Raw genomic sequence first — 22,097 nt, 5'->3', positions numbered from 1 at the left:
CTCTACGTTTATGAAACAACTTGATCAGTTTATCGAATGGATGCACGGAAGTGTTCCCAAGGAAGTCTCGCGTCAACAGTTTTTACAATGGGCTGGGCGGGGTATTACCGCGGGCGTGGTGGGCAACTTTGCCGCTTCGTGCCGTACGGGACAGCCAACTACCAACTCACCATCAATTACTTATACCGCTTCCGACGGCACACGCGTACCGTCTTCTTCCTGGCAAACACCGCCCGCCAAAGTTCCGGATAACCCGGAGCAACCCATTCAACTGGAAGAGTGGAAAGCCAAAACCGAGAAGGAAACCGACACACCGGCACCCCTGCCGAACGATCAGCGCGTTGGGTACGCCATCGTCGGTCTGGGCCATTTGTCGCTGGACGAACTTTTACCGGCTTTCGGTGAGAGCAAGAAATCAAAAGTGGTTGCGCTGGTCAGCGGAAGTCCGGAAAAAATGCGAAAAGTGGCGCAGCAGTACGGGGTTAAACCCGAAAGTTGCTACAGCTATCAGGATTACGACAAGCTAAAGGATAACAAAGAAGTACAGGTCATTTACATTGTGTTACCGAATTCCATGCACGCTGAGTACACCATCCGGGGTGCGCAGGCCGGGAAACACATTCTCTGCGAAAAGCCAATGGCTAATTCGGTGCAGGAGTGTCAGGCGATGATTGACGCCTGTAAAAAAGCCGACCGGAAACTGATGGTAGCATACCGGATTCAATACGAACCCAATAACCGGATGATCCGGCAAATGGTGCAGGACCAGAAATACGGAACCGTAAAGTTTATTGAAGCCGTCAACAATCAGAACTCGGCCAATCCGCAACACTGGCGGCACATCAAGGCGCTGGCGGGTGGCGGTGCGCTGCCTGACATTGGCCTTTACTGCCTCAATACCATCCGGTATCTGCTGGGCGAAGAACCGACCGAAGTGTTTGCCTACCAGTACAGTACGCCCGGCGACCCCCGTTTTCGGGAAGTGGAAGAACTCATGTCATGGCAGATGAAATTTCCGAGTGGCGTGTATGCCAGCTGTGCCACTCACTACGGGGTTCACGAAGCCCGGCGTTACCGGGTCTACGGCGAACGGGGATGGATGGAATTATCCCCGGCTTTTTCGTACAAGGGAATCCAGATGCAGACCTCCCACGCCGAAGGGAAAATTGAGCGCGTTGAACAACCTAAGTTGACGGAAAAGAACCAGTTTGCAACCGAAATGGACCACTTTTCGGAATGTATTATGCAGAACAAACAGCCGTTTACGCCCGGCGAAGAAGGCTTGCAGGATCAGCGGATCATGGAAGCCATTTACCAGTCGGCAAAGGAAGGGAAGCCGGTTAAATTACCGGAAATCAAAACAAAAGATACGTTCCGGGGCCCCATGCCGAAAGAAGCTTAATTAAAATCCCTGACAGCACATTCCGATCTGTCAGGGATTTTACCTTACTGGTATCCCCGCGCCTGTAACTGAAACAATTCGGCATACCGCCCGTTCTTTTCCAGCAATTCGCTGTGACTGCCGATTTCCAGTAGTTGACCACCTTCCAGCACCAGAATCCGGTCGGCCATGCGAACGGTCGAGAAACGGTGGGAAATAATAACGGCGGCTTTCCCTTCGGTCAGGCGGGAAAACCGTTGGAAAACTTCATATTCAGCCCGAGCGTCCAGCGCTGCGGTCGGTTCATCGAGAATCAGCACCTGTGCGTCGCGCATGTAGGCCCGGCCCAGAGCCACCTTTTGCCACTCCCCGCCCGACAGTTCAACGCCTTTGCCGAAACTACGGCCCAGTTGCTGTTCGTAACCACCCGGCAATTTGGCAATGACGGTATCGGCCAGACTCCGCTGGGCGGAACTTTCAATGCGGGGCTGGTTGGTCCGTTCGTCGATGTCGCCCACGGCAATGTTGACACCCGCCGACATTTTGAAACGAACATAGTCCTGAAAAATCACGCTAACGTTCCTACGCAGATCAAGCAGATCGTAGTCGCGCAGGTCACGGCCATCGAGCAGAATCCGTCCCTCCGCCGGATCGTACAGACGGGCCAGCAGCTTGACCAACGTGGTTTTTCCGGCGCCATTTTCGCCCACCAGGGCCAGTTTTTCACCCGGTTTCAGCGTAAAACTCAGGTTGCGCAACGCCCACCGTTCGGAGTTGGTGTATTTGAAACCCACATCTTCAAACGTAAATCCCTGCTGAATCTCTTTCGGAAACGGCAGCGGCTGAGGTGTGGAGTGAATCAGCGGTTTAATCTCGAAGAAATCGAACAAATCCTGCAAATAAACCGCTTCCTGCGTCAAGCCACTGAATTGCAGGAGAATACCTTCCATCGACGAGCGAAGTTGCCGAAACGAACCGGCCAGAAAAGTCAGATCGCCAATAGAGATGGTACCATTAACCGCCCGGGCCACAATCCAGAGGTAAGCGCCGTAGTAACCTGCCGTTCCTATTATGGTCAGGATCGTTCCCCAGCCCGCCCGGTGAATGGCCAGCGAACGGTTTTTGAGGTAGTACTCCCACGAAAGATGGCGAAAGCGGTCAATCAGGAAGTTCGACAGGCCAAAAATTTTCACTTCTTTGGCGGTTTCGTCGCTGGCCCCTACGAAGCGCAGGTAATCCAGTTCACGCCGTTCGGGCGTCCAGCTTCGCGACAGGGAGTAACTTTTCTGGTTAAAATAGTTGTCGCCAATAAACGCCGGAATAACCGCCAGCAGGAGCAGCACCAACAGCCACGGATTATACACGGCCAGACCAGCCGCCAGAAAACCGATGGAAATCAGTTCCTGCACCTGCCCGAAAACGCCCGACAGCAAAAATGACCGCCCCGTCGTTTGGCGCCGGGCGCGTTCGAGTTTGTCGTAAAACGTCGCATCCTCAAATTGTTCCAGGTCCAGCGTAGCCGCGTGTTCCATGAGCCGGATGGACGTTTTGTTGGTCACCAGATCGCCCAGCAACCCGTCGATCAGGCTGGTTAGCCGTCCCAGGGCAGTGGCTAAAATGGCAAGGCCAAATTCGGCCGCCACCAGCGTCCAGAGCTCCCTCGTATCTGCACCGGGTTGGTTTGCCAGCCGAATGACCTCATCAATAATCAGTTTACCAATGTACAACGTCAAGGCCGGCAGGGACGCCCGTACCAGCCGAACCGCAGCATTGCTCAGAAATAAAGCGGGAGACGCCTGCCAGATCATCTTGAAAAAACCGGGCAGGTTTCGGAGAGCCGCAAAACGGTCTTTCCACGAAAGTTCCGATTTTTCCTGACCGTTGGTTATACGTCCGGGAAAGTCAGGTACTGGAGTTTTTGCCATACCTTACATACATCGTCCCCAAAGAATTGGTTCTGTTTCCAGTTGGCAGCCGTTCCGGTACCGGGCTGGCATTGATTCGTTTAGGAAAAGCAAAGAGAGAACAACGAATAAGAATACTCTAAGTCCCAATTCAACCAGAAGCCGGTTGCTATTCAACCCAGAAAAAGACATCTTTGTCTAGTCAGCGTTGCCGCTATGCTGGTCATTCCAATCGTTTATGCTCTGCTGATTGTCCTGTCGGTTTCGGTCAGCAGACGACGCCCAAAACGGCATGCCTAAACCGTTGGTTACCCGCCTTTTCAACGGACCGATACCGCCCCAATCCTATCCAATCACCTATCTATCCGAAAAAACTTTCAACTTTTACTTTACTTTTACCCATGAGTCAGAAGGGATTTGCGGCTTCTTTCGAACATTTTTCAACCGCCGTTACCAAAGCTACCGGCAGTTCTTCGGCCTTTTTGCTGGCCTTCCTAACCATCATCGTGTGGCTGGTCACCGGACCGGTTTTTCACTATTCCGACACCTGGCAATTGATTATCAACACGAGCACTACGATTGTTACGTTTCTGATGGTTTTTCTGATCCAGAAATCGCAGAACAAGGATTCGATGGCGATTCAGCTTAAACTTAACGAGTTGATTGCGGCTCAGGACGGAGCCAGTAACCGGTTTCTGAACGTAGAGGATTTATCTGAGGAAGAACTCCTGACCTTACACCGGTATTTTGCGGTATTGGTCGAAAAAGCAAAAAAGGATACGAAAATTACCGCTTCGCATTCGGTGGAGGAAGCCGAAGAACGGCATGAGGAAAAACTCGAAACGCAACAACAGGGAAAGCCCCAGAAAAAAGTCGCTAAATCTTCAAAGTAACTTATAGTTCCGATACTCCCCGACCCGCCAGCCGGTCAGGTTTTCAATCCATTTCAGGAAACGGTTTTTGGCCGATAATTTCTTTTGCCGGATATCGAAGTCAAACTGCCAGTTCACCCGGTCGATGCGGGCCTGCATAACGGCCGGATGCGTTCCGTTAAACAGCGCCAGCGAATCGACTCCGCTGTAATCAAATGCCTGTAACTCCCGGCGCGTGAGGGCCATGTGTTCGTCGTTGTGCCAATACCGTCCGAAGTTGCTTAATTTGTCGGCCTGTTTGTCGGGCGGTTTTACCCAGCCATAATGGTACATCGTTGCCTCAATGAGTTTCACCGTCAGCTTGCGGTTATCGCGGGTTCGAAAGCCCTGCGCATCGCGGTAAGCGGCTACATTGCCATTGTTGCGGACAATCCGAATCTCCCGGCGGTACCACCGGCGCGAATCGCCCACGTACCGGTATGAACCATAAAAGTGCAGATAGTGGAATAATAACCCATCGACATCCGGATCATCTTTATACCGGGCCATAGCCTCCTGAACGACGGGCAGGTATTTCTCGTGCAGCACTTCATCACCCTGAATGTAAAACGCCCAGTCCGAATCCGGGGCCACAGCAGCCAGCGCCTTGTCGGTTTCCAGGGCCAGAACCCGTCCGCCCTGCCGTAACGAATCATCCCAGACGGTTTCAATAATCCGGATTTTGTCGGACGGAATGGATCGGATCAGGTCCAGCGTCTGATCTTCTGACTGACCAACGGCTACGACAAACTCATCGCAAAGAGGCAGAATCGACTGGATGGCCTCGACAATCGGGTAATCGTATTTAATGGCATTTCGGATAAAGCTAAACCCGGAAACTTTCATGATAAAACCGTATGCGCGAACCGATTACCTGTACTGAAATTTGATGGGGCTGGGCGTGTAGCGAAACACCAGTTCGTGAACGCTTTTCTGAAAATAAAACGGATTTTCGACCTGCTGGCTGTTATACGTGTACCCAACCCGAATACTACCCGACAACTCGTACTCCGCCAGCGCCACAAAGTAATTCTGAGTGCTGATCTGCGTGCTGCTATTGGCCCGGTACGACAAGCCCAGTCCTAGTTTTTCTTCAATCCAGAATTTAGCGTTCAGGTCGATACCGAGCGGGTACCCCGTCTGCTGGGTTAGCAAGAGAGAAGGCAGAAAGTCAATGCTTTCACCGGCGTCGATGCGGGTTCCCAGATTGACAAACAAGGGTCGCTGGTAACGCTGGATAGGAATACCCTGAACACGCGCCAGGGTGATGGGACGGCTGACCACTTCGGGCATCGAAACACCGGCCCAGAACCGTTCGGCTTCGTAGTAAGCCCCGACGCCCACGCTGGGCATGGCCCGGTTGATGCTCGTGACGCTAGCAGGGTCGTAAATGGGAATGACATTGACTCCACCGGAAGCGCCAAACGATAACTTTGCCATTGATGGTAACGTCACCCGATAGGCCAAGCTTCCGTAAACACCGGTTGCTGAATAAAATCCCATCCGGTCGTTTAGCGCCTGAAGGCCAATGCCGACTTTCCCGCCAGCTACTGCGCCATCTGCGCCAAAACTCTGGGTGATACCGATGCCCGGTCCCCGCAGGCTAAACCACTTCCGGCGAAAAATGGCCGTCATGGTCAGACTTTCGCGGCTTCCCGTGTACGCCGGATTGATGGTCAATGGGTTAGACAGGTATTGGGCGTAAAGCACTTCGCGCTGTGCCCACACAGTTTGACTTCCGGCGACCAGCAGGGTGGTGATGCTGGCTATTTTCCAGACAAGGTGTCGAATCATTCCCGAGGAGAGTTGAGTACACGAAGGTACAAAGAAAGCTCATTCAACCTGAAGTATCTTAATTTCTGTTCGGCGATTGCGTTGCTGTTTAGCCTCCGGGCACTCAACGCCGTCTTTGCACTCATTCAGCAGCATACTTTCGCCATAGCCGGTAGCTTTCGCCCGGTGGACTGCAATACCGTTTCTGGACAGGTAAGCGACGGCCGCCCGCGCCCGTTTTGTCGATAACGTTTTGTTGTATTCTGCTGATCCACGGCTATCGGTATGCGACCGCATTTCAATGCGCATCGCCGGGTATTTTTTCATCAGCGCAACCAGTTTATCCAGTTCCCGGCCCGCGTCCGGACGGATGGCCCACTGGTTGAGGTCATAATAAATATTCTGAATTTCAATGATATCGCCTTTGCGAAACATGGTCAGATTGGTAGCCGAGTCAACGTTTGATGAAATGTGGGCACCGGTAGTTCCCAGGCAATCTTTCAACGCTTCAATGGTGTATTCACAGCCCGGATCAACTGTAAATTCATAGTTCCCGTCGGGCCCCGTTACCATCGTTAAAACCGTGCTATCGCACAGATTTCGTAAAATCACCTCGACGCTATCAATGGGCAGACGCCCCGTATGTGTTAAAACCTGACCCCTTATTTTCGATTTCAGCAGTTGTGTTGTCAGAGCCGGAGCGGTATAAAGCGGTATGTCCAGACGGAGTGGCTGGTCATCTGACAGGGCCCGTGTTGAAAAACCGACGCGGTTGGATGCGTACCCGGCCATCGATGCCGCCAATCGAAAATCGCTGTCTGGGTCCAGGCAAATCCGAATGATTCCCTCGCTATCGGTCTGGACCTGTCGTTTCTCCTGCTGGCCGTCCTGCTGATCTACATCCAGTTGAGCGTTGGCAAGCGGCTGTTGCGTTTGGCCGTCAAATACATGCAGCGTCAGTTCGCGGCACGCATACAAAGGACCTTCGCGCCGAAACCGGTAAATATCGTCATCACTCCCACCCCGCAGCCGATTGCTGCTGAGGTAGCCCATCATCCGCACACCGTCGGTTACAATACCAAAATCATCTTTCGACGAGTTGAGCGGTTCGCCGAGGTTTTGCACGGATTTTACGGCGGTCCCGTTTGTTAGCTGGGCGTAGAAAATATCCAGATCGCCCAAACCGGGGTGGCCGTCCGAGGAGAAATAGAGGTTTCCACGATCATCAACAAACGGGAATAACTCGTTTCCTTTTGTATTGATGTGATTTCCCAAATTGACCGGCTCCGACCATTTTCCGTCCGCAAAACGGGAAACGTATAAATCTGTTCCGCCAAAACCACCGGGCCGATCCGAGGCAAAGAAAAGCAGTTTATCGTTCGGACTCAGCGCCGGATGTCCAGTCGAGTATTCATCACTGTTAAAGGGCAATTCCTGTGCATTTCTCCAATTACCGCTGTGTTCCTCGGCCACATACAATTTCAGTTTATTAATATCGTCAGAGCTTTCCCGATATTTCCCATTATTGTAATTATTGCGCGTAAAAAACACCTTTGTGCCGTCTTTGGTAAAAGCCACAGGCCCCTCGTGGTATTTGGTGTTTAATGTCCGGCTGAACTTCTGCGTTTCGTCAGATGGCGTTGTTTCGGAGTCAGACAGGTTATGGGCTGCCGTTCCGGTTTGAAATCCCACCGTCCGGGTGTCGTTGGCGGTGGGGGCAGTATAGTGGTCTTCTCCCAACATTCGCTGATGCCGAAGCTGTTTTTTCTTCCGGCTGGCCGATGCGCCCCCCAAACTAGCTACGGTTTCGTCCATTTCCGGTGTTTGTGGTAGGTAATACAAATCCAGAAACGCCGAATCATCCCAGTTAAATACGCGCTTCAGGGCGTTACCGGATCTCCTGTTCGTAACAAAAACCAGCCCATCCCTGTAATACATCGGACTGAATTCCGCCTGGGTAGTATTTGTTTCCAGAAATTGAATCCGGTAACTCCCGGCATTTCGCGATAAAATACTGACGTCGTTATAAAGTTGGGAGAACTGTTTTCCCCGCTGATCGGTCGGCTGGAAGGTGCTGTACAGCTCGTAAATCTCCTGCGACTCCCGGTATTTCCCGTTACTGGCCAATGCCTGCGCATAATACAGGTAACAGGGCACATAGTCGGTTTTCGGTTCTTTGAGCTGCTCCAGCAGAGTCCGGTAGACCCTTTCGGCATTTTGTGTGTCGCGCACCTGTCGGTAACTATAGCCGAGTTTTGACAACGTAGCCAGACGCTCTTCTTCCGATAACTTGGAGCGGTTGAGTACCTGCTCATACAGGTCAATAGCATTGCTATACGCCAGCAGATCGAACTGGCGATCCGCCTGTTTCAGTAGCGATTGCGCCCGGGCCGACCCGACGAAACAACCAATCAGACAACACAAGAGATAAAAGCTGCGCATGGTCCGAACCAAAAAATAACAAACTGGCGTTCCCGGTAGCTGACTTGCAACCGCGAACTGCCAGCCGCTTGACGAATCAGAAATACCGGGGTGTCAGAATCTTGTTTTTGCCAAAGCCCAGCTCATACCGCAGCATAATTTCGTGGGAAGGCAGTTTAAACGTCTGCATTTTATTCAGCATCTGATCATACGCATATCCCAGCCGCAGTTGATCGGATAGCTGCACTTCAATAATTCCAACAATCGCGTCCTGGTTATAAACCTGTCCATTATCCAAGGCGCTTTCATAACTGTTAAACTGATTCCGACGGTACGAAACACCCACGGCGATGCGGTCGGCAATCCACAGGTTTAAGTTTCCATCAATACCGAGCGGAGAACCTTCGACATATTTCACCAGCGTCGAGGGCTTTAACTTCAAGGCTGAGCTTAACCGAACCACAAAGCCCGCCATAGCGTAAGCGTGACGACGCTGCGTAGCCCGCTGTACACCGGAATTATAGTCGGTCAGCTTGTTTTTAATCAACTGAGGCACCGATACGCCGATGTAGGACCGGTCGTTGCTCAGGTAAATACCCGTTCCGAAGTTCGGCAGTAGTTTGGAAACGTTCTGCGAAAAGGCCGGATCGCCCCCCTGGTCGGTTTTTACCTTTGCCAGATCGGCCTGAAAACTGCTGGCACCCGCCTGAATACCAAGACCGAGCGTCGAACGGCTGCCCACTTTAATACGAAAAGCGTAGGAAGCATACGCCCCCGTGGTGTTATACTCGCCGATCCGGTCGTTGAACAACTGCAAACCCAGACCAATCCGTTCGCGGTTGAGGGGCATGTCGATGGTAAAAGTGGTTGTCTGTGGCGAGCCTTCAATACCGCCCCACTGGTTACGGTACAAAGCCGTCATACTCAGCACATCGCGGCTACCGGCATACGCCGGATTCATGGCCATCATATTGAACATATACTGTGAAAACATGTGGTCCTGCTGAGCCTGAACCTGACTACCACCGGCCATCCCGGCCAGAAAGAGTGCCCATCTTCCAAATTTTCTGGTAAACCTGCGTATCATTGGTTTTAGCGATTAATCGTCATAAATCGGATAAACTTGCGGCCATCGCTCAACTCAACGATGTAGAAGTAGGTGCCCTCGGGCAACCCTTTCGAATTCGAACCAACCCGTACACCGGTATTGGTTGTGCCGTCCCAGTCATTCTTGTAATCGTGGTTGCGATAAACCGTATGGCCCCAGCGGTTGAATACCTCAAGCGATACCGTAGCGCCACCGGTGTTGCGAATAATGAACCGGTCATTGATGTTATCGCCATTGGGTGAGAAGCCTTCCGGAATAATAACCTCGTCTCCCTTCCCATTCAGGATCAGCGGAGTAGCCACGCTTTCGTCGATTTCAGTCGGATTGCTGTTGCCGTTCAGATCCGGCTCAAAGCCGTCGGTTGACGTGTCATAGAGGGTATCCGAACCGACCACGGCCTGGGCGTAAGCGGTATGGAGGTATGGCGTCGTGCGACCATCCGTTTTTATGTTCAGCGGCAACAGCAGGGTGTCGCTTCGGCCAGCCGCCAGTTTGCTTTCCGGCATCAGCAGGTGGCTATCGGCATCACCGTCGTAATTCGTATTAACCAGCAACTGACTACCCCCGGAACTAGCCGGTTTATCAAGCAGTTTGTAGCTGGCCCCGGTCGTACTGTTGAACACATCGACCAGTTTGCTGCTCACCTGCACATCCGTGAAGTCCTTCGATCCGTAGTTTTTAACAATGATCTGGTAGGTCACGTTATAACTGCCATCGGCCTGGCGGGCCGTATCCTTCACGGCCATTGCGACCCCGATATGTGAATCCAGTGGGGTACCCCGCAGCGTTACGTCCGTTGGTATACTGTTATTGCGTGGATCAAGATCGTTGTCAGGATCGACATTGGAGCCTTTTGTCGATGTATCGCTCAGCATTGTATTTCCATCCAGTGTCACGGCTTTCGCGATAGCCAGGTTTTGATAAACTTCGCTGGAACTATTACGCACATCGACACGCACCGTCAGATGAATGTTGCGGACAGTACCTTTCGGTAGCGTACTCAACGAATCAACCAGCAGGTTGGTCAACATCCCTTGTCCGGTATAGGTGGTATCGACGATCAGACCGGCATCGGCCACCAGCTTTGGCTTGTCGGGGCCAATAAGTACATCGTTTCCAAAGGTTTCGGTCAGGTTATCGACCACCTGAACCTGCTTCAGGTCCTGTGATCCCAGATTCGCGACTTTAATCGTGTACGTGACGTTGTAAACCCCTGCGCCAAGATCTTCCAGCTTGCTGACTGACTTGGCAACCCCGAGCAACGACGGGGGCAAATCAAAGCGGATTCCGGTCGGAACACTGCCGAAGGGAGCCGGATTGAATCCATTGTTGGAGAGGTCGGTGACTACCGTATCGGCGTGGATAGCCGTGCCAACCACCTGCGTATAGAATAGCCCGATTACGCTGTTCGGCTTGATGTTCACCATCACCTGAACCGTATCGGAAGCCCCAACCGCCAGACGGCTGTTGGCCGCATCCAGCAGCGACGACAAGCCACTGCCGGCAAATTCAGGATTCGGCGTTAGCGTGCTGCCAGCGCCTACTACCGGCGGACTGACCACTCGGTACGAAACGGGTTCATCGAAGCCGGCAATCAGGCTGTCGGCCAGTTGTACCTGCGTCAAATCCGTTGTACCGTAGTTTCTAACCGTTACTTTATAGGTTACGTTGTAGCTGCTGTCAGGTTGGACTTCCACATTTGCAACGGCCAGTGCCACACCGATCTGTGAAGGCGGATTCGAGTCGAACCGGGCCGGAGTGGGTTCGTTGTTATTTTTCGGATTACCGTCGTTATCAGGATCGGCGTTGCGACCGTTCGTAGAAGCGTCATCGACTGTATCCCCATTTACCTGGGCCAACAGATAAGCCTGGTTCAGGAAGGTTGTCGTCAAACTACCGTCCGGATGGGTCCGCACATTGACTTTCAGCAGCATGTGTTCCGTAGCCCCGGCTTTCACCAGGCTTTCGGTCGTCAGCAACTGCGTATGACCAACCCAGCCTGAATAATCGGTATTGAGCCTGAGCGTCGATGCGCTGTCGATCACCACCGAAACCGATTCAATGACGTGGGGATCAAATACCGACTGCACATCATCCGTCACCTGAACCTGCGTGGCATCCTGATCGCTGTAATTCGTTACGGCAATGTCGTACGTGAACTCAAACAGGGTTTCTTCCCGCTGTACAACGCCTTTCAGCGACTTGGCCACCCCCACCGCCATCGGATGTGCTCCCGTGCTGTCGCCAATTGTAACCGTAGCCTTATTATTTGAAAGCTCCGGATCAACCTGATCGAGGTACGTTATTTCAACCAGGTTAACAATCGGCCCCTGCGTCAGCACACGGGCGGTGTACTGGTACGAAACTTCATTATGTTCCGGCAGAACCGTTACCCAGGCGCCCAGGTGACCGTGTGCGTCGACAACCAGATTTCCCGGTGACACCAGTTCCAGACCCGGCGGGAGAATAATCCGGATGTCGCTATGGGTAGCCGCGCACTTGCCGTTATTCCCAAGTTTAACGTCAAACGTAACAATCTCACCTGGCCTGGCATTGGGCTTGTCAACCGTGTAGGTGACGTACAAATCCGTCCGACACGTATCGGTATTGCAGTCAAAAATGGCGACATCAATCATCGACGGTTCGCTGTAACAGCCGGAACTGGTTCGTTCAAAGGCATAAAAAACACCGTGACCTACCGAATCGGGCCGCATCACAACCGGGCTATCCGGTTTGTCGCCAATGTGGAATTCAAATACGCCACCCGCCGTTACCGGGTTGCTTTCAATCAGTTGGGTCAGATTGACCGTATGCTCCGGACAGGCGTTTCGGGCCATCATCGGAACAACCGGCGATTCGATTGACTCATTAATCTGTATGGTTACGGCTTCCGAAGCAACGGACGTACAGCCGTTATTATCGACCAGTTGTACCGAATATGTACCGCTGGTTTTAACCACAATGCTCTGTGTGGTAGCCAGTGTGCTCCACAGGTAGTTATAGCCATCGGGCAATGCCTGGAGAACCACGGAATCACCGTGACACAAGACGGTATTGACCGCACCAATGGTCGGCTGCACTTTCAGCCCCTCAATCGTTAACTGCATTGCATCCTGGGCAGCCTGACAGGGACCGTCTCCGTCGGGGTCGTTCGTGGTGAACGTCAGGGTAACGAATCCGGCCTCAACATCAGCCAACGAAGGTGTATAGATGGCATTCAGCAAAGCCGCATTGTCGAATGTTCCGGTCCCGCTGCTGGTCCAGACGGCACTGGTAGCTGCTCCGCCAATGGTTCCGTTCAACTTGTATTCCTTGGCTGCACAAATGGTGGCATCCGCGCCCGCCGATGCCGTTGCCGGGTTAGTCGTGCAAAGTGTTACGTCATTGCAGTCGATGATGGTCACCAGCACCTGACTGGGCAGGCTGTAGCAACCCGTCGCCGTTTTTTCCACTACATAGTAAGTTCCAGCTGTAACGGCATTGGGGTTGCTTACCTTCTGCGCCGGATCAAGCGTAGCGCTGGTGTAAAACTCAAACACACTTTCCGGTATGGACACCGAACCACTAACGGCTTTGGTCAAATCGGCTGTCGTGAGCGGACAGGCGTTGGTCACGTTGACGGCAACCGGTTTGCTTACTTTGGGGCGGACCGTTACAACCAGATCGTTTGATTTACCACTCTTGCACGCATTTGAAGTACAGCAGACGGCCGAATACGTCGCTGATAAAGCCGGGGTAATAATGATCTGAACGCCTACCTGGTTGTTTGACCAGATGACATTACCATCCGGGCAACCGGCGGCCGTCAACGTTACAGCCTGGCCGAAACATACGGTTGTCGAACTGGCGGTGATGGTCGGCGAAACGGGCGTTCCTACGCTGACCGTGCTCAGTGGTGATCGCTCACTCACGCAGTCGCTCAGCGTGCAGGTAGCCCAGTAATCGGTGGTTGTGGTGGGCTGAATATCAATGCTGTTTCCGGTAGCACCCGTTGACCAGATAACCGTTCCCGCACAGCCAACGGCGGTCAGACGGGTTGCTTCGCCCGGGCAAAGAACTTTATTATCAGCCGCAATTGTAGGCGGATTAAGCATTATTACCGATACGCTGATTGGTGCCGATGCCGTACTCTCACAGGTATCACTCACCTTGCATATAGCGGTGTAAGGCCGGTTCCCGGTCATATTTCCAATGGAAATGCTGGTTCCCGTTTCGCCGTTCGACCAGATAATGGTTCCATTGGCACAGCCGGTTGCCGTTAGCGTTGCCGAGCCGCCGTAACAAACCACGGTCGTCGAAGCCGTTACGGTTGGTGCTGGCACATCACACTCGCCCTTTATTTTGATGGTAATGGGGGTTGGATCGCTCAGACAGCCGTTGATTTTGCAATGCGCGTAGTAACTCGTAGTCGTTGTCGGATTCACGTCGATGCTGCTGCCGGTCGCTCCCGTTGACCAGATAATTTGGCCCCCTACACAACCCGTGGCCGAGAGCGTAACCGTTTCGCCCGGTTCGATTTCTGTTTTTGATGCCCAAACTACCGGCGGAGTCGGCATATCCACGACCACGGTATAGGCTTCTGAAGGTGAACTGGTGCAGAAACTGTTCTGACAAACAACGGTGTAAGCGGTAGTATGAACAGGTGACACCAGAATACTAGTTGACGTTGCGCCGTTTGACCACAACGGTACGCCCGAGCAACCGGTCACCGTCAGTTGAATTTCATCACCCGGACAAATATGCCCATCGGTACACTTACACACCCGAATCGTCGGCGTTGGCGGTGTATTGACCCTTACTGTCACTTTAGCGGGCGCACTGTTACATTCCGCACTCATTTTACAGGCGGCATAATATTCCGTTGTCTGACCCGGATTCACGACCAGGCTATTGCCGGTCGCGCCCGTCGACCACACCACCGTCCCTGTACCGCATCCACTGGCCGTCAGGGTAACCGGCTCGCCAGCACAAATGGCGGTTGCAGAGGCTGTTAGCGTTGGTGTTGGAGCGCTACTGTTGGTGACATTGACTGCAATGGCATTGGAAGCAACGCTGGTGCAATTGAACTCCCGGCACTGAGCGGTATACGTGGTGGTAGCACCGGGCATTACCGTAATGGCGTTGCCGGTGGCTCCCGTTGACCAGATCACCTGACCACCCGCACAACCTTCGGCGGTCAGGGTAACGTTATCTCCGGCACAGATCATGGTTTTATCCGATTTAATAATCGGAGCGGCTGGATTGACAACCGTAACGGAAAGCGGTTGTGAAAGGTCACTGGTGCAATTGCCCACTTTGCACGACGCCCGGTAGGTGGTATTGCTGGTGGGTGAAACGCTGACACTGGCCCCCGTCGCCCCATTTGACCAGATTACGGTTCCTGAACACCCCATTGCCGTTAATTGAACGGAACCTCCCAGACAGACCACATCAGCACTGATATCGACCATCGGCGGTTGCGGTTTGTCAACTGTAATGGTCTGGCTAGCCGACACCGGGCTTACGCAGGAACCCTGCTGGCAGACAACGGTGTAGGAAGTTGTCTGACTCGGAGAAACGAGAATGCTGGCTGTTGTTTCGCCGGTTGACCACTGGGGAATACCGGTGCAATTTGAGACGGTTAGCGTAGCGGTTTCGCCCGGGCAAACCGTGTTGGTGTTACTGCTGATGTACGGAGTCGGCAACGGACCAGGCCGAACTGTAACAGAGCCTGAGGGGGCACTGATGCAATTGTGTATGCGACAGTTAGCATAATATGTTGTAGCTTCTTCGGGACTCACTGTAATAATCGAACCCGTTTCGCCCGTCGACCAGATCACCGTCCCTTCGCAACCGGTCGCCGTCAGACTGACCGTTCCTCCCACGCAGATGGTTAAAGCGTCCGCTGTAATGACCGGTGGTTGTGGATCAGACACCCTGATCACAATCGGTTTTGATGGTGCGCTAAGACAATTCGGCAACTGGCATTGGGCCGTATAGGTCGTTGAAACGAGGGGAGAAACAACAAGAGTCTGTCCGGTCGCTCCCGTTGACCAGACTACGGTTCCCGCACAATTTGAAGCGCTCAATTCAACCGCATCACCCGGACAAATATCCGTCACATTGCAACTGATGATGGGTGGTTCGACAGTACAGGTTGTACACCGAACACCGGTAATAGTAACGCTCAACGACTCTTCACTCGTACAACCGTTAACGATTTGGCGTACTGAATAGGCTTGAGTGCCCTCCACCGTCGGGATAACACGTACCACCGCGCCCGTTGACGCCGACAGGCCCGAACCTGTCCACTCGAAGACGGCTCCCTCCTCGCCTGTTGCTGTTAAGGTCACGGTTTCACCCAGGCAGGTCGTAACGGAAGGCGAAACGGAAATCTGTGGCCTTTCAGGCGTTTCCGGAGTCGTCAGGGTTGCCAGTATTGGATCACTGCTGCACGAGCCTGTGGTGACCGTTATGCTGTATGAACCGGCGGCAAGAGCGTTCAGTACAATTTCGCCGTTGTCATCGGCATTGAATGTTTCTGTTATTGCGGCCTGGTTGTTACCGCTATAGCTAATCTGGTAAGGTTGATTGGCTGAAAGACTTCCTAAAGTAATACTACCTGTCTCGCTATCCGTACAAGAACCCGGATCTGAGGTTGCAACCAGCGTTACCACCGGCTGCGGGCTGACCTGCACGGTAACGGTGCGAGTGATGGAGCAGTTGCCTGCCCCACTATCGGCGATGGTTACCGTGAAGGTCGTCGTCGCCGTCAGGTTACCAGCCGTTACACTACTGCCATTCGTGGACGATAAGCCCGGTCCACTCCAGGTGTAACTGACATCGCCCACCGCACCGGTGGCACTGGCCGTTAAGACTGCACTGCCCCCCGGGCATACCGCTGGTACAGACGATGTCACCTCCCCGACCAGATTACACATCGGTGGAACTTGACAAGAACCCACCGTTACCAAAGTCGTCGCAGTTGCCGTACAGCCACTGGCGTTGGTGACCACTACCGTGTAACTGCCCGTGTTTGCCGCTGTGGCGTTAGGAATAACTGGTGTGGACTGGTTGCTATTGAAACCGTTGGGACCTACCCAAACATATGAGCTTCCCCCTGAGGCACTGAGTTGAACTGAAGCGGTTGTTCCACTGCAAACCGTCGCCGAAGACGCCTGGGCAACGGGTAGAGAATGGATTGTGATGTCGATGGTGGCCGTACCGGTACAATTAGGCCCTGATACCGTTAGTGTATAAGTACCACTCTGCGTTACTTGTGCGCTGCTGATGACCGGGTTCTGCGCTATCGAACTGAAGTTGTTTGGCCCCCGCCAGGTATACCTAGTAAATCCGCTAGGGGCAATCAGGTTGACTGTCTCGCCAGCACAAATGCTGGACGACAAAGCAGAGGCTATTGGATTACAGGCACAAGCGCTGACGGTTACCGGTGCTGTAACGGCTGTAGAGCTACAGCCATTTGAACTAAATACCGTAAGGGTGTAACTGCCTGCGTGGGTTAGTTGCGCGTTATTGACGGCAACAGTCTGCCCCGTTTCGTAAAATCCGTCCGGGCCGGTCCAGACATATTGGTACGGCTGTGACGCTCCAGTGACGGTAGCCGACAAACTGAAATTCCCGCCCACACAAGCACTAGGGCTAACGACTGCCTGGATGATCGGTTTCGGCAGAACCGTTAGCGTGGTTATGGCTGTTCCGGAACACGTTGTGACGCCGGTTATGACAACCGTATAACTGCCTGCGTGGGCAGTCGTTGCATTCGGAATCGTGGGACTTTGCAGGGAACTCGTAAACCCGTTCGGGCCGTACCATTGGTAGGACGCTCCTCCGCTGGTGGCCGAAAGTTGAATGGTTTCTCCTTCACAAACCGGTGAGTTACAAACCGCAGTTGGCAATGTTCCAACCAGCACGGTTGTACTGGCGACGGCGGTGCAGTTGTTGGCATCGGTTACCATTACTGTATATACACCGGCATCCGCAACCGTTGCCACCGGAATGGTCTGACTCTGACCGGTTTTATTAAATCCGTTCGGGCCGGTCCAGACGTACTGATAGGGTTCGCTTCCTCCCTGGGGTGTAGCATTCAATACCAGCGGGCTGGCTTCGCAGGCAGGGCTGGCAACAGCGGTCAGGCTCAGTTGACAATCCGGTCCGGGTATAACTTCAATCGCACAACAACCGCCCACCGGACAGCTTCCTAATATTCCTGAAAAAGAATAATTACCGGGCGATTTAATCACAATGGTACTACCGGTAGCAATAGCCTGGTCAGCAGAAAACTGCGTCTGTCCATTGCGGGTCCACTGAACGTTGGTAAGCGGAATCGGGATAGCAACGGTATATTCGTCACCCGGATACCAGTGAAGCGGCACAGAGAAACACGTCAACGCCAGATCATCTTCCGACACGTCCTGATTATTGGGTACCGAGTTGGGATCCGTGCCCTGGCTGGCAATCACTTCGGCGGTATTAAACCACACCCCTCTTTCGACCACCTTTGCTTTCAATTCCAGCACCGCCGAATCGCCAGTAGCAATTGAGCCAATATGCCAGTCACCGGTAGCCGGGGTAAACGAATTAGCCCCTCGCAGAACCGTATGGGCACTGTATTGGGCTCCGGCAGATAAGGCATCGTTCACCACCACATCCGTCGCTGTTCCACCCCCATCATTTCCCACAACAAGGGTGTAGGAAACAACATCGTTTAAGGCAGGCCGGGCATTATCGATTTTGGCGCGAATGTACAGATTTGGACTCTGAGCAAACGCCACCCCGACGCTGCACAGCATCAGCGCCAATGTTTTTATGATCCAATATGCTGTAACGGAGAATAATTTATTTTGCTTGAGCAAGCACGATTTTGAATATAATAAATCAGAAAAGTTACCTGGAGAATAAAGAGCGGGCTGCTTCAGCTTCAACACATGCATGGTCAGGCGTGGATTCTGGGAAGGGACGTCAATGAGCTGTGGCCTCACAGCCGGTACTTGGTAATGCGTCAGCTGCCTTGCCCGAAGATCATCCCGGCGGTTAATACGAACATTTTGAGTCCGTTGCCCAAGTATGTCTTTTCCCAAAGTAAATGTTTCTTTCATCTGACGACCTGTTATTCTGTTTGAGACGGGCTCTACCTGTAAACAGAGTTTGCCAATCATTCAGACTTCTTATCCGAATAAAGGTCACTTCAGGCCGTCAGGATTTCTGTTGAAATGAAAATCCTTTCAATCGTGGCTATCGCTTCAGAAAACATAAGCTATAAACGCAAAAACCCCGCTTTAGCGGGGTTTTACGTCAGGAGTCTCTTTAATCGTTAGAAATCGTAGCCGAGTGTCAGATACGCAATGGGTTTTCCAACCACATCATTTTCAACACCCCAGGCATAATCAAATTTCACGTAGTAACCGAACAGCATCGTCCGTGCACCGGCGCCGTAGCCAAACAGGAACGGATTTTTGAAATTAGTCACTATCGCCTGGAAGGGGTCACCGGCTCCACCCACAATTTCTGTATTCAGGCTATTCTGGCGGCTAAACGGACCCTTTCCGGCCCAGGCCGTACCGATATCGCTGAATGCCACCAACTGGAAATTACGGAGGAAATTGGAGGTTACCGGACCACGGTGCAAATACCGGATGATTGGTAAACGAAGTTCGGCATTACCCAGCATATGACTGGTTCCCGTCAGTTTACCCAGCCGGAAGCCACGCAAGGGAGCCGCCAGATCCAGGAAGAACACATCCCGGTTGTCGCGATTGGCAGGCATCAACAGCGGATTGTTTGCTCTGGTTTGATCTCTGGTTCCTTCCGAAATACCAATCCAGTTTTCCATGCCCCCCAGCGTACTTTTCTTCGGAGCGCGACCCGCCGAATGGCTACCCGAAAACCGTAGGGCCAGCGTAATATCACGGTGAATCTTCTGATAATGCCGCAGATCAAGCGTAATCCGGTCGAAGCTACCCGCTCCCCGACGAACACCGCCTTCAACCCGTTCCGTCAGCCCGACGTAATTTTCGTACCGGATTTTGAAACGCGTTCCATCAATCATGTTCATGCCGTTGAGGGTCGTATTATCAAACACATACTCCGCGCGGGCACCCGTATAATCGGAAGAGCTACCACCTGGTTGCAACAGGTCCAGATACCGGGTCACCACGTAAAATGGCGCAATGGTAAACCGGCTGTTAACCGAGATCGGATACGAAGCCGATAAGGTTACTTTGTTGAAACGGTATTTCTGATACTGGCCTTCAGGGGAGAAAATGGTCTTCCGGTCGAATCGGGCGCTGTAATCAATCCGGTTTACCAGTTTGTGGTATTCGGCAAACAGATCGCTGTTGCGCAGGTTGGTGGTAATAAACAAACCGGCCCGGATGATGTGATTTTCCAGCAGATCATTCATCGTGAGCGACTGGAAGTAACCGAACCCACGGATTGGGTCAATTCGCCAGTCGGAACTGGCGTCACTGGCAACAAATAGCCCCTGATAGTTGTAGGGCCCGCGAATGGTCACGTTCTCCCGACGACGCGTACGCGGGATGGTCACCGAAGCCGTCGTACTCTGGTTGCGCCGTTGCCGGTATTCAATTGATTTGGCTACGTCGCTGTCAAACTGGTAATTGTCGGTATCGACTTCACCCGGCTCGAGTTTCAGTTTGGATGCGGTCGAGATGGAGTCAGCCGTTTTGTTGGCAGGCGCAGCGGAATTAGTGACCGGTGTAGCCTGCTTGCTGGCAACTTCCGCTTTCGGCACATCCAGAACCGTGGCCCGGCGCGTCAGCGGCAACTGCTGGCTTTGGCTCAGGTTGGTTCGGCCCCGAAACCCAATCACTTCGTTTCCGTTTTTCAACTGGCTGTATACAATCGCGCCGGAAGTTGGATTGAGGTCATACCGGCGAATGTTCTGACTTAAACCGGTAACATAAGCTTTGGTTTTATTCTCCACATCCAGCCGGGCCAGGTTACGCACCCCACTGGCATCATCGAGGAAATATACGGTATTTTCAGTACCCGCAACCGGGCGCATGGCCGTACTCAGCGAATCGGTCAGCCGGGTAACGGCTTCGGCACGGGGCGTTCCGTCGTGCAAAAACAGACTAAGCTGATTGCGAATGGTTTTGTAAGTTCCTTTATCAACACCCAACGAGTCGATGTGGCGGTTGGACGAAAAAACAATCTGCCGCGAACGACCCACAAACTGCGGATACAGATCATCGTACAAATCGTTGGTCAACTGCTGAACGGTTCCGCGCCCCATGCTGAACAGGTACAGATCGCTCTGGCCCCGGCGGTCGGCACTAAACACCAAACTGGCCCCATCGTCGGAGGCATCCATATCGGTTACCTGATTCACACCCCGCACCACCATGCGTTGCTTGAGCTTCGGTTTCTGAGCCAGATTACTGTATACATACAGGAACGTCTGACCGCGTTCTTCGGTCAATACCAGCAGGTTGTCCCGCTGGAAAGTCACCAGCGGAGTCGCCATTTTTACGGGTGATTCTTCCTGCTTATAGCCCCCTTTCCGAATAACCTGCTTTTTCTGCGTCTGTGTATTGACCAGCGTTACTTCAAATTTGCCGCGCCAGACCGTTGCATAGGCGTAATGGTTCTGGTCGGGGCTGAGTTTCAGACTGGTGAGCTGTGCCGGTTCTTTCAGGGTTGATATAGTCTGCTGGAACGTGTCTTCACCGGGTTTGTAGGCATCAACAACCGGTTTTGCCATCGACGCATAATAGTCGCGCCATTCGCGCAGAAACCGGGAGTACGGAACGCCCAGCGTGCTGGCAATGCTGCTTTGTTCATTCCGGATAATCCGGGTAAGGTTCAGAATATTGGAAATGTTGTCTTTGCCATACCGTTCGGCAATGTAATTCCAGATGGAATGGCCTACATACCGGGCTTCGTCACCTACGAGCGTAGACGGTTTGCGAACAGGACGTGTCAGCGCCACATCGCGCATGTAATCGTCCATCTCGACGCTCCAGCCCTCCGCAATGTACGAGGCAATACCAGGCATATACCATTCGGGCAGCGACAGCAGCAGCGAGCTTTGCAAGGCATCTTTCAGGCTACCGCCGTACAGCATGTCGTACACAAACAGCATCGACACCTCCCGAATCAATTGCTTACGAAAACTAATCTGATCGCCCGTAAAAGCCAGTTCCAGCCGGGATTTGGACAGGCTCAGTTCTTTGTAGTTGGTTCCGCTGGGAGCACTCAGACCGATGTTGCTCTGGGCTAATTCCTGCGGAGAATTGTAAATAAAAACCTTGATGCGGTTGTAAGGCGTATAACCCAGAATTTCGGTAATCCGGTCGAAATCCGTTTCGGCGTATTGGGCCGTCAGGTTTGCAATCTGATTGCCTTCCTGATAAAAGTAAATTTCAAAATTGGAAGTTTTAATTACTTTCCAATCAAACTTGCGGTACTGAATGCGGTTTCGTCCAAACTGCTCCTGCGATGGATAATTCTGGGCAACGGCTCCACTCGCAACCAGCAACAATCCGGCAATACACAGTATAAATTGCTTACTCATAATAACACTATATTAAGGATTGTTTCGGCCTGCCGTCTGGCTTATTTTGTCAACTGGCATCCGG

Annotated in this window: 9 protein-coding genes; 2 read left to right on the top strand and 7 right to left on the bottom strand. The window is 52.7% G+C overall.

Features of this window, described 5'->3' with window-relative positions:
• Positions 1 to 10 precede the first annotated feature (10 nt).
• Positions 11 to 1,402, top strand: a complete 1,392-nt coding sequence (locus tag LX87_RS18280; RefSeq protein ID WP_111629697.1) for a Gfo/Idh/MocA family protein — start codon at positions 11 to 13, stop codon at positions 1,400 to 1,402.
• Between the two features lie 44 nt (positions 1,403 to 1,446).
• Here LX87_RS18280 and LX87_RS18275 read toward each other — a convergent pair whose 3' ends face one another.
• Positions 1,447 to 3,306: an ABC transporter ATP-binding protein gene (locus tag LX87_RS18275; RefSeq protein WP_111629696.1), complete on the bottom strand. Its 1,860-nt coding sequence runs from the start codon at positions 3,304 to 3,306 to the stop codon at positions 1,447 to 1,449.
• Between the two features lie 380 nt (positions 3,307 to 3,686).
• Here LX87_RS18275 and LX87_RS18270 point away from each other — a divergent pair, with 380 nt between their 5' ends.
• The gene (locus tag LX87_RS18270; protein WP_111629695.1) at positions 3,687 to 4,178 is read left to right on the top strand and encodes a low affinity iron permease family protein; all 492 of its coding nucleotides are present in this window, start codon (positions 3,687 to 3,689) and stop codon (positions 4,176 to 4,178) included.
• On the opposite strand, the gene LX87_RS18265 is transcribed toward LX87_RS18270, so the two are convergent.
• From LX87_RS18265 to LX87_RS18240, 6 genes are all read right to left on the bottom strand, one after another.
• The gene (locus LX87_RS18265; protein WP_111629694.1) at positions 4,170 to 5,042 is read right to left on the bottom strand and encodes a glycosyltransferase family protein; all 873 of its coding nucleotides are present in this window, start codon (positions 5,040 to 5,042) and stop codon (positions 4,170 to 4,172) included. The two genes, LX87_RS18270 and LX87_RS18265, sit on opposite strands and share 9 nt — an antisense overlap.
• Before the next feature lie 24 nt (positions 5,043 to 5,066).
• The gene (locus tag LX87_RS18260) at positions 5,067 to 5,990 is read right to left on the bottom strand and encodes a PorP/SprF family type IX secretion system membrane protein (protein WP_111629693.1); all 924 of its coding nucleotides are present in this window, start codon (positions 5,988 to 5,990) and stop codon (positions 5,067 to 5,069) included.
• Positions 5,991 to 6,029: 39 nt separating this feature from the next.
• Entirely contained in the window at positions 6,030 to 8,411 is a 2,382-nt protein-coding gene (locus tag LX87_RS18255; protein WP_111629692.1) for an OmpA family protein, read from the bottom strand.
• A 76-nt stretch (positions 8,412 to 8,487) separates the two neighbouring features.
• Positions 8,488 to 9,477, bottom strand: a complete 990-nt coding sequence (locus LX87_RS18250; protein ID WP_111629691.1) for a PorP/SprF family type IX secretion system membrane protein — start codon at positions 9,475 to 9,477, stop codon at positions 8,488 to 8,490.
• Positions 9,478 to 9,482: 5 nt separating this feature from the next.
• Complete coding sequence (locus LX87_RS18245; protein ID WP_170139388.1) at positions 9,483 to 18,287, bottom strand: T9SS type B sorting domain-containing protein; 8,805 nt, start codon at positions 18,285 to 18,287, stop codon at positions 9,483 to 9,485.
• Positions 18,288 to 18,808: 521 nt separating this feature from the next.
• A complete protein-coding gene (locus tag LX87_RS18240) occupies positions 18,809 to 22,033 on the bottom strand; it encodes a hypothetical protein (protein WP_111629689.1) in 3,225 nt (1,074 codons plus the stop codon).
• Positions 22,034 to 22,097 lie beyond the last annotated feature (64 nt).

The sequence above is a fragment of the Larkinella arboricola genome (genome assembly GCF_003259745.1).
GTDB classification, from domain to species: Bacteria; Bacteroidota; Bacteroidia; order Cytophagales; family Spirosomataceae; genus Larkinella; species Larkinella arboricola.
The sequence above is the reverse complement of the archived record's forward strand: the minus strand, read 5'-3'. Positions and strand labels throughout refer to the sequence as shown.

What these genes read in the sequence shown, in the direction of transcription:
- LX87_RS18270 (WP_111629695.1), top strand. Translation starts at nt 3,687, where the DNA reads ATGAGTCAGAAGGGATTTGCGGCTTCTTTCGAACATTTTTCAACCGCC.
- LX87_RS18255 (WP_111629692.1), bottom strand. Translation starts at nt 8,411, where the DNA reads ATGCGCAGCTTTTATCTCTTGTGTTGTCTGATTGGTTGTTTCGTCGGG.
- LX87_RS18280 (WP_111629697.1), top strand. Translation starts at nt 11, where the DNA reads ATGAAACAACTTGATCAGTTTATCGAATGGATGCACGGAAGTGTTCCC.
- LX87_RS18245 (WP_170139388.1), bottom strand. Translation starts at nt 18,287, where the DNA reads ATGCTGTGCAGCGTCGGGGTGGCGTTTGCTCAGAGTCCAAATCTGTAC.
- LX87_RS18265 (WP_111629694.1), bottom strand. Translation starts at nt 5,042, where the DNA reads ATGAAAGTTTCCGGGTTTAGCTTTATCCGAAATGCCATTAAATACGAT.
- LX87_RS18250 (WP_111629691.1), bottom strand. Translation starts at nt 9,477, where the DNA reads ATGATACGCAGGTTTACCAGAAAATTTGGAAGATGGGCACTCTTTCTG.
- LX87_RS18240 (WP_111629689.1), bottom strand. Translation starts at nt 22,033, where the DNA reads ATGAGTAAGCAATTTATACTGTGTATTGCCGGATTGTTGCTGGTTGCG.
- LX87_RS18275 (WP_111629696.1), bottom strand. Translation starts at nt 3,306, where the DNA reads ATGGCAAAAACTCCAGTACCTGACTTTCCCGGACGTATAACCAACGGT.
- LX87_RS18260 (WP_111629693.1), bottom strand. Translation starts at nt 5,990, where the DNA reads ATGATTCGACACCTTGTCTGGAAAATAGCCAGCATCACCACCCTGCTG.